This is a genomic window from Streptomyces sp. WM6386 (genome assembly GCF_000972385.1).
Classification (GTDB): Bacteria; Actinomycetota; Actinomycetes; order Streptomycetales; family Streptomycetaceae; genus Streptomyces.
The window spans coordinates 1-8,368 of record NZ_JXTE01000134.1 but is presented as its reverse complement, the minus strand read 5'-3'; the positions used below and the strand labels follow the sequence as shown (position 1 = coordinate 8,368).

The 8,368-nt window shown below is 71.8% G+C and carries 8 protein-coding genes and 1 pseudogene; 3 read left to right on the top strand and 6 right to left on the bottom strand.

Going from position 1 to position 8,368, the window contains the following annotated elements; translation table 11 throughout:
* Positions 1 to 1,046 (bottom strand): response regulator (locus TN53_RS39870; RefSeq protein ID WP_046263753.1); only part of this gene is annotated, 1,046 nt, incomplete at its 3' end.
* 93 nt (positions 1,047 to 1,139) lie between these two features.
* Positions 1,140 to 1,499 (bottom strand): VOC family protein, encoded by a 360-nt coding sequence (locus TN53_RS39865; RefSeq protein WP_046263752.1) that lies wholly within the window; start codon positions 1,497 to 1,499, stop codon positions 1,140 to 1,142.
* Between the two features lie 64 nt (positions 1,500 to 1,563).
* Between TN53_RS39865 and TN53_RS39860 the strand changes: the two genes are divergently transcribed.
* Positions 1,564 to 2,436: a universal stress protein gene (locus tag TN53_RS39860; RefSeq protein WP_046263751.1), complete on the top strand. Its 873-nt coding sequence runs from the start codon at positions 1,564 to 1,566 to the stop codon at positions 2,434 to 2,436.
* A 1-nt stretch (position 2,437) separates the two neighbouring features.
* On the opposite strand, the gene TN53_RS39855 is transcribed toward TN53_RS39860, so the two are convergent.
* The 3 genes from TN53_RS39855 to TN53_RS39845 form a co-directional block, all read right to left on the bottom strand.
* Positions 2,438 to 3,673, bottom strand: coding sequence for a DUF4032 domain-containing protein (locus tag TN53_RS39855; protein WP_046263750.1), 1,236 nt, complete (start codon positions 3,671 to 3,673; stop codon positions 2,438 to 2,440).
* Positions 3,674 to 3,714: 41 nt separating this feature from the next.
* A complete protein-coding gene (locus TN53_RS39850) occupies positions 3,715 to 4,461 on the bottom strand; it encodes an MBL fold metallo-hydrolase (protein WP_046263749.1) in 747 nt (248 codons plus the stop codon).
* A gap of 204 nt (positions 4,462 to 4,665) precedes the next feature.
* The gene (locus tag TN53_RS39845) at positions 4,666 to 5,292 is read right to left on the bottom strand and encodes an alpha-ketoglutarate-dependent dioxygenase AlkB (RefSeq protein ID WP_046263748.1); all 627 of its coding nucleotides are present in this window, start codon (positions 5,290 to 5,292) and stop codon (positions 4,666 to 4,668) included.
* A 119-nt stretch (positions 5,293 to 5,411) separates the two neighbouring features.
* Here TN53_RS39845 and TN53_RS39840 point away from each other — a divergent pair, with 119 nt between their 5' ends.
* Together TN53_RS39840 and TN53_RS39835 are read left to right on the top strand one after the other, a co-directional pair.
* On the top strand, positions 5,412 to 6,038 hold the full coding sequence (locus tag TN53_RS39840; RefSeq protein ID WP_046263747.1) for a TetR/AcrR family transcriptional regulator: 627 nt from the start codon (positions 5,412 to 5,414) through the stop codon (positions 6,036 to 6,038).
* 16 nt (positions 6,039 to 6,054) lie between these two features.
* A pseudogene (locus tag TN53_RS39835) lies at positions 6,055 to 7,733 on the top strand (FAD-binding dehydrogenase).
* Positions 7,734 to 7,740: 7 nt separating this feature from the next.
* Here the strand turns inward: TN53_RS39835 and TN53_RS39830 are convergent.
* Positions 7,741 to 8,088 (bottom strand): DUF488 domain-containing protein, encoded by a 348-nt coding sequence (locus TN53_RS39830; protein ID WP_046263754.1) that lies wholly within the window; start codon positions 8,086 to 8,088, stop codon positions 7,741 to 7,743.
* Positions 8,089 to 8,368 lie beyond the last annotated feature (280 nt).

Below are 8,368 nucleotides of genomic sequence, written 5' to 3'. Positions count from 1 at the left end.
TCCAGCTGCCGGTACGACACACCGGTCGCCAGGATCACGCTGTGCGCGGCGACCGCGGAGCCGTCCGAGAACCGCACGGTCCGGGCCGCCCCGTTCACCTCCAGGCCGGCCACCTCACGGGCGGTGAGGATCTCGGCGCCGAACTTGGCCGCCTGCCGCCGGGCCCGTTCGGTGAGCTGGGCGCCCGACACACCGTCGGGGAAGCCCAGGTAGTTCTCGATGCGTGAGCTCTGCCCCGCCTGCCCGCCGGTCGCGGACCGCTCCACGAGGACGGTCCGCAGCCCCTCCGAGGCGCCGTACACCGCGGCCCCGAGCCCGGCCGGGCCGCCGCCGATGACGACGAGGTCGTAGAAGTCCGCGGTGGGCGTCGTGGCCAGACCCACGTGCGTGGCCAGATCGGGCGCCTCCGGCTCGACCAGGGGAGTGCCGTCCGGGGTGATGACCACCGGCAGCCGCTGTCCGTCCTGGCCCGCGGCGGCCAGCAGCCGCTGCCCCTCGGGCTCCTCGGTCGAGTACCAGCGGTAGGGCACCTGGTTGCGGGCCAGGAACTCCCGCACGTCAGAGGAGCGCGCCGACCAGCGGTGCCCGACGACCTTGGTGGCGGGCACCGGACGGTACTCGCTGCACCGCCAGGCCTCCAGGAGGTCGTCCAGGACCGGGTAGAGCTTCTCCTCCGGCGGGTCCCACGGCTTGAGCAGATAGTGGTCCAGATCCACGACGTTGATCGCGTCGATCGCCGCGTTGGTGTCCGCGTACGCCGTCAGCAGCACCCGGCGCGCGCCCGGATACACGTCGAGCGCCTGCTCCAGGAACTCGATGCCGTTCATCTGCGGCATCCGGTAGTCGGCCAGGATCACCGCCACCAGGTCCCCGCGCAGCTTCAGCTCGCGCAGCGCCTCCAGCGCGGACTCGCCGGACTCCGCGCGCACGATCCGGTAGGACTCGCCGTAGCGCCGCCGCAGGTCCCGGGCGACGGCACGGGAGACCCCCGGGTCGTCGTCCACGGTCAGGATGACGGTCCGCGCTGATTCGGCGGCCTGTGCCATACGTCTTCCACCCCGAGAGTCCGGCCGCCCGGTACCGCGTTTCCGGCATCGCGTCGGCTCTGGCCCATCGTATGTTCGATCGCCCTGCTTCGCTCAGATATGCGACCGGCGCTCGCCCAGCACGCAGAACTCGTTTCCCTCGGGATCCACGAGCGTCACCCACGGGAACTCGCCCTGTGCGCCGTCCCAGTGCCGGGCGCCGAGGGCGAGGAGACGGGCCACCTCCGCGGCCTGGTCGTCGGGGCGGAAGTCGAGGTGGAGGCGGTTCTTGATCGTCTTGCCCTCGGGGACCGGGACGAAGAGCAGGCCCGGCAGCCGGTCCTGTTCCGGCCGGATCTCGAACTCCTCAGCGGAGTCGTTGACCACCACCCAGCCGAGCGCCTCGGCCCACCAGCGGCCCAGCGCCGCCGCGTCGGCCGCGTCCACGATCACTTGTTCCCACTCCAGGCTCATGGGGGCAGCGTAGTGAAGACTTGGCCTGATGGACGACGTGACGACGACGCAGGGAGACAGCCCTATGACGCGCCCGATCACCGCAGCGGTGGACGGATCCGAGGAGAGCCTGGCCGCGCTGGACTGGGCGGCCCGGGAGGCGGTCCGCCGCGACCTGGCGTTGCGGGTGGTGCAGGCCTGGCGGTTCGAGGCGTACGACGCCGTCGAGGTGGCCACCCCGGACACACAGGCCGGGTGGGTGCGGGAGACGGTGACCGAGGCGACCCGGGCCGTGAACGGGCGGTACCCGGGGCTCACCGTGACCACCGACGTCCTGGAGGGCGGCACCGTCGAGACGCTGGTCGACGCGGCGGCGGACGCCGAGATGCTGGTGCTCGGCTCGCGCGGCCACGGGCCGGTCGTGGGGTTCCTGCTCGGTTCCGTCGGCCAGCAGGTGATCGCCGGGACCACGCGGCCCGTCGTGCTCGTACGCGCCGGGGACCAGCCCTCCGCCGAGGCCGCCGGCCGCGAGGTCGTCGTAGGCCAGCAGGGTGAGCCGGAGGACAGCGCCGCCGCCCTGCGGTTCGCGTTCGAGACCGCCGCGTCGCGCGGGGCGACAGTGCGTGTCGTACGGGCCTGGACCCTGCCACCGGTGTTCGCCTACAGCCCCGGCTCGCTGAAGCTGCTCGACGAGGCCGGGGGTCTGGAGCCGCGCGAGCAGCAGGCGCTGGGCGCGGCCCTGGAGCCGTTGCGGGCGAGCTTCCCCGACGTCCCGGTGGTGGAGCACGTCGAGATGGGCAGTGCGGGACAGGTGCTGCTGTCGGTGGCGGGGCGGGCCCAGCTGATGGTCGTCGGCCGGCGCGCCCACCGCACCGCCGTGGGCGCCCGGATCGGATCCGTCGCCCATGGCGTGCTGCATCACGCGGAGTGCCCGGTGGCGGTCGTCCCGCCCGTCTGAGTCAGTTCTCGACGGTGGGCTGGAGCGTCTCCCGCGCCTTGGGCAGGACGTGCGCGATGTAGTCCTCGACCGCCGTGTCCAGGCCGATGTCGTGCTGCGCCCGCTCCGACAGGTACCAGCGGTGTTCGAGCAGCTCGTGGTAGATCTCGGCCGGGTCCATCGACCCGCGCTGTTCGAGCGGCACCGCGCGCACGGTCGGGCGGAAGACGTCCCGCACCCAGCGGTGGGCGAGGACCTCGGGGCGGGCGCCGAGGGGGTCGCCCGGGGCGTAGTCGTCCTGGGTGGCCATCCAGCTCTCCAGGTCGTTCAGCAGCCGCCGGGCCTGGTTCTCCTCGGTGTCCAGGCCCGTCAGCCGCAGCAGCTGGCGCTGGTGGTGGCCGGCGTCCACGACCTTGGGCACGAAGGTGACCGTGTCACCGTTGGCCGCGTGCTCGATCTGCATCTCGGCCACGTCGAAACCGAGCTCGTTGAGACGCCGGATCCGGCGCTCGATGTAGTGGTACTTGCCCGCCGGGTAGACGGAGGTGCGGGTCAGCTCCTCCCACAGGCCGCGGTAGCGCGCGCAGATCTCCATGCCGAACTCGATCGGGTCGACGGAGGGGTGCAGCGCCCCGGAGGCCTCCAGGTCGAGGAGCTCGCCGCTGATGTTCACCCGGGCGAGGTCGAGGTCGTACTCGCGCTGGCCGTTGCTGAGCCGGGGCTGCAGTTCGCCGGTCTCGGCGTCGACGAGATAGGCGGCGTAGGCGCCCGCGTCCCGGCGGAAGAGGGTGTTGGACAGAGAGCAGTCGCCCCACGCGAACCCGGCCAGATGCAGTCGTACGAGCAGGACGGCCAGGGCGTCCATGAGGCGGTGCATGGTCGCCGGCCGCATCGTCGTCTCGAACATCGACCGGTACGGCATCGAGCCGCCCAGATGGCGGGTGACCAGGACGGACTCCAGCGGGTTGCCGTTCTGGTCGGTGCGGCCGGTGACCACGGCCAGCGGATCCACGGAGGGGATGGCGAGCCGGTCGAGGTCGCGGAGCATGTCGTACTCGTTGAGGGCGGGCCGCGCGGCGAGTTCCTTGACGGCGATCACCTCGTCGCCGGCGCGGGCGTAGCGCACGATGTGCCGGGATATGCCGCGCGGCAGCGGGACCAGGACCTCTTCCGGCCACTCCTCCAGGGGCACGTCCCACGGCAGCTCCAGCAGGAGCGCGGGGTGCTCCGGGTTCGTCGCGCTGATCTGCAGTGCCATGGGCCGTTCGTCCTCGCCTCGCGGGTGATCGTCACCTCACCTTAGAGGGCGCGCTCCCTGGCCTGAAGTGCCGATTCACGGACCGGACCGCGGTGCGCCGGACCATGGCCCGGGAGCAGGAGGTCGCCCTCCAGGGTGGCGAGGACGTCCAGCGAGGCCACGGCACGGGCGCGCTCGTGGTGGAACATGTCCGGCAGCAGCTGAGGGCCCTTGACCCGCGAGGTCGGGTGGCCGCTCACCAGGGCGTCACCGGAGATCAGTACGCCGGAGTCCGGAAGGTGGAAGGCGGCGTGTCCGTCGGTGTGGCCCGGCGTGTGCACGGGGACCGGCCGGCCCGGCAGGTCGAGCGCGCCCTTGGAGGGGAACGTCTCGGGATCGGTGACCGGGACGTGTGCCGTGCCTCCGGAGCGGATCGCGTGCAGTGCCCACGGCAGGACACCAGGCCGCCAGCCGTTCCTCACCACGTCACCGACGCTCACCTGGTGCAGGAACTCCCGGCGGGCATGCGGTACTTCGGCGTCATGGAGGTACACGGGCGTGCCGTACGTGGCGCGCAGATACTCGGCCGAACCCAGATGGTCGTTGTGGGCGTGCGTGATCAGTACCGCCGCGACCGCCTCCGGTGAACTGCCCACCTGCGCAAGGGAGGCGAGCACCTGCTCGCGGTCCCCGGGGTAGCCGGTGTCGACCAGGGTGACGGCGTCCCCGTCGGTGAGGATCACCCAGTTGGTGTTGCTCCCGTGCACCAGGTAGGTGCCGTCGGCGACTTGCCGCACGTCCGTCTGCATGATCGTCCCGAGGGGTGAGGTGCCTGCTCGACAGGCACAGCAAAACAGAACAAGTAGGGGCCGGAGTCGGCGGGTCCGGTGGCGGGAGGACCCTCGCGAAGACCGGCTACGCGGTCGTCAGGCCCCGCCCGGAGGAACGGCTGCCTCCGGCGCCGTCCGCCGGAGGCAGCCCCCGCGTGCTTCCGAAGCAGCCGCCTCACTGCCTCAGTGCACGCCGTGCGGGCGGAACTGGACGCTGATGCGCGGTCCCGCGGCGCGCGTGGTCTTCGGTACGGAGTGCTCCCAGGTCCGCTGGCAGGAGCCGCCCATCACGATCAGGTCGCCGTGGCCCAGCGGGCGGCGCACGGCACTGCCGCCCCGCATCGGGCGCAGCAGCAGATCGCGGGGCGCGCCGACGGAGAGGATGGCGACCATGGTGTCCTCACGGGCGCCCCGGCCGATCCGGTCGCCGTGCCAGGCGACGCTGTCGCGGCCGTCGCGGTAGAAGCAGAGCCCGGCCGTGGTGAACGGCTCGCCCAGCTCCTCGGCATAGTGCGCGGTGAGCGCCTCGCGAGCCTGGGTCAGCACCGGGTGCGGCAGTACGTCGTCCACGCCGTAGAACGCGAGCAGCCGCGGTACGTCGACGACGTGGTCGTACATCGTCCGGCGCTCGGCCCGCCACGGAACCTCGGAGGCGAGCTGTTCGAACAGCGCGTCGGAGCCGCCGAGCCAACCAGGGAGTACGTCGATCCAGGCACCGTGTCCGAGCGCGGTCCGCCGGATCCCGTCGAGGCGGCCGAGGCGGAGCTCGTCGGTCTGGTCGAAGAGCGAGGCCTGGAGGTGCGTGGTCATGGATCCAGCGTACTCCTGATTCGAAAATATGTTCCCATCGCGCGTGGCGTCGCCGCACCCCGACTCTTTCGATACATCGTTGTATCGGATACATTCCCGTATCGAACGGAGGGCCGGACATGGCACTGGAGGGCACGACCAAGCGCGTGACCAAGCGCCGGGTCCGCACCCGCGCCAACCTCCTGGACGCCGCGTTCGCGGTCTTCGCCGCCAAGGGCTTCGGCCGGGTCTCCATCGAGGAGGTCTGCGAGGCCGCCGGCTACAGCCGCGGCGCCTTCTACTCGAACTTCGACAGCCTGGACGAGCTGTTCTTCGCCCTCTACCGGCAGCGGGCCGACCTGATCGCCGACCAGGTCTCCGGGGCGCTGGCCCTGGACGGACCCGATCTCGACGTGCCCGCCGCCGTCGACCGCGTCACCGAGGTGCTGCTCCTGGACCGGGACTGGCTCCTGGTGAAGACGGACTTCCTGGTGTACGCAGCCCGGAAACCGGCCGTCGCGCAGACCCTGCTGGAGCACCGGGAGCGGCTGCGCCGGGCGGTCGCCGAACGGCTGGCCCGGGCGCAGGGCCACACCACACTGCCCGCCGTCCTCGGCGACCTCGACGGGGCCGCCCACGCCGTCGTCGCCGCGTACGACGGGGTCACCACGCAACTGCTGCTTGACCGGGACCTCGAGCGGGCCCGGGCCTGGCTGGGGCAACTGCTCACCGCGCTGCTGACCGACGGCAGCGACACCACCGTATGAGGAAGGGACGGTCGCCATGGATGCCGACGTCATTGTCGTCGGAGCGGGGCTCGCGGGCCTGGTCGCGGCGCACGAACTGACCAGCCGGGGCCGCAGGGTCGCGCTGGTCGACCAGGAGAACGCCGCCAACCTCGGCGGTCAGGCCTTCTGGTCCTTCGGCGGGCTCTTCCTCGTCGACTCCCCGGAGCAGCGGCGCCTCGGCATCAAGGACTCCTTCGACCTGGCCTGGAGCGACTGGCAGGGCAGCGCCCAGTTCGACCGTGAGGACGACGAGGACTCCTGGGCGGTGCGCTGGGCGCGCGCCTATGTCGAGTTCGCGGCGGGGGAGAAGCGGACCTGGCTGGAGGGGCACGGCATCAAGTTCCTGCCGACCGTCGGCTGGGCCGAACGCGGTGACCTGCGCGCACACGGTCACGGCAACTCCGTACCGCGCTTCCATGTCTCGTGGGGCACCGGCACGGGCGTCGTCGAGCCGTTCGTCCGTTACGCCAAGCAGGCCGCCCGCGACGGTCTGCTCACCTTCTACTACCGCCACCAGGTCGACGCACTCGTCATCGAGGACGGGCAGGCACGCGGCGTGCGCGGCACCGTCCTCGCCGAGGACAACTCGGCACGGGGCGTGCAGTCCAACCGCGACCGCGTCGGCGACTTCGAACTCACCGCCCAGGCCGTCGTCGTCACCACCGGCGGTATCGGCGCCGACCACGACATCGTCCGCCGCTACTGGCCCGAGCGCCTCGGCACCCCGCCCGGCGAGATGGTCACCGGCGTTGCGTTCCCGCGTACGTCGACGGGCGCATGCTCGACATCAGCGCGGAGGCGGGCGTCCGCCTGGTCAACCGCGACCGCATGTGGCACTACACCGAGGGCGTGCAGAACTGGGACCCGATCTGGCCCGGCCACGGCATCCGTATCCTGCCCGGACCGTCCTCCATGTGGTTCGACGCCCTGGGCCGCCGGCTGCCCGACCCGTGTCTGCCCGGCTACGACACCCTCGGCACCCTGAAGTACCTGCGCACCACCGAGGACATCGCCGGCTACGACCACTCGTGGTTCATCCTCACCCAGAAGATCATCGAGAAGGAGTTCGCGCTGTCGGGCTCCGAGCAGAACCCCGACATCACCGCCAAGGACCGGGTCGGTTTCCTCAAGGAGCGCGTGCTGGGCAAGGGCGCCCCGGGGCCGGTCGACGCCTTCCTGCGCAACGGGGCGGACTTCGTCACCGCGCCGGACCTGGAGCAGCTCGTCGAGAAGATGAACACCCTGACGGACAAGCCGCTCCTCGACGCGGCCACGGTGCGCCGCCAGATCGAGGCCCGCGACCTCCAGATCGCCAACCCGTACAGCAAGGACGCCCAGGTCCAGGGCATCCGCAACGCCCGCCGCTACATCGGCGACAAGCTCGGCCGGGTCGCCACCCCGCACCGCATCCTCGACGCGGCCGCCGGCCCGCTGATCGGCGTCAAGCTGCACGTCCTGACCCGCAAGACCCTCGGCGGCATCCAGACCGACCTTGACTCCCGCGCCCTGGGCGCCGACGGCAACCCGATCGGCGGTCTGTACGCGGCGGGTGAGGTGGCCGGCTTCGGCGGCGGCGGCGTGCACGGCTACAACGCGCTGGAGGGCACCTTCCTCGGCGGCTGCCTGTTCTCCGGGCGGGCGGCGGGACGGGCGGCGGCGCAGCAGACCGGCTGAGAGCCGTTCAGCCCAACAGCTGTACGAGTACGGCCGCGTGGCTCTCCTCCGGAGCCTTCGCGGCCGTCAGCAGCGTGAGGGGCCCCTTGCGGGCCAGCTCGCGCACGTGGTCCAGCAGCTCGGCCGCCTCGGGTGCGGCCAGCTCCGCCTCGTAACGCCCGGCGAACTCCTCGTAGGACCCCTCACCCGCGTGGTACCAGCGGCGCAGCTCGGTCGACGGGGTCATGGCCTTGGGCCACTCGTCCACCCGCGCGGCGTCCTTGGACAGGCCGCGCGGCCACAGCCGGTCGACCAGGACGCGTACGCCGTCCTCAGGCTCGGGCGACTCGTAGACGCGGCGCACACGAACGCTCATGGCGGGGCCCTTCCACGGGGGTGGTGACGTGCCGGGAGCGTACTTCGGGGAGCGGCACGACTTGACCGGCTCCAGGGTGAGTTCCACCGGGATCACCCTTAGTGTGAAGCCGTCTGCCACCCCCAACCGCAGGAGCGCACGTGCCTCAGGCCGTCAGACGCACCTTCGTCCTCGGAACCGTCCCCGTCGCCCTGGTGGCGCTGCTCGGGGCGGCCGCACCACCGTCGGCCGGCTCGTCCGGCGCGGGCGACCCGTACTTCCCGCTGGCCGGCAACGGCGG